The following is a 256-nucleotide window of genomic DNA, read 5'->3' as shown; positions in this document are numbered from 1 at the left end:
CTTCATGACCGGGGCGATGGTTTCGCTTGCGGCGTCGTGCGCCTGCGCGGTGTTCATCGACGCGAGCGCGATCATCAGCGACGCAAGCGACGCCAGCGCGGTTTGCAGAATCGTCTTCATGGCGCGCCTCTCAGGCGGGCATTTTGCGGAACGCGATTGCGAGGCGATTCCAGCTATTGATCGCGTTGATCAGCAGGGTCAGGTCGACGATTTCGGCGTCGCTGAAATGCGGCTTGACGGCTTCCCAGACCGCGTC

Annotated in this window: 1 pseudogene; it reads right to left on the bottom strand. The window is 62.5% G+C overall.

The window, feature by feature from the left end:
- Window positions 1-130: 130 nt before the first annotated feature.
- Window positions 131-256 (bottom strand): annotated as a pseudogene (locus SB751_RS32685) (carboxymuconolactone decarboxylase family protein); the annotation flags it as partial.

The organism is Cupriavidus sp. SIMBA_020 (assembly GCF_046535395.1).
Lineage (GTDB): Bacteria > Pseudomonadota > Gammaproteobacteria > Burkholderiales > Burkholderiaceae > Cupriavidus > Cupriavidus campinensis.
Note: the sequence above shows the minus strand (reverse complement) of the source record. Positions and strands in the feature narration are given on the sequence as shown.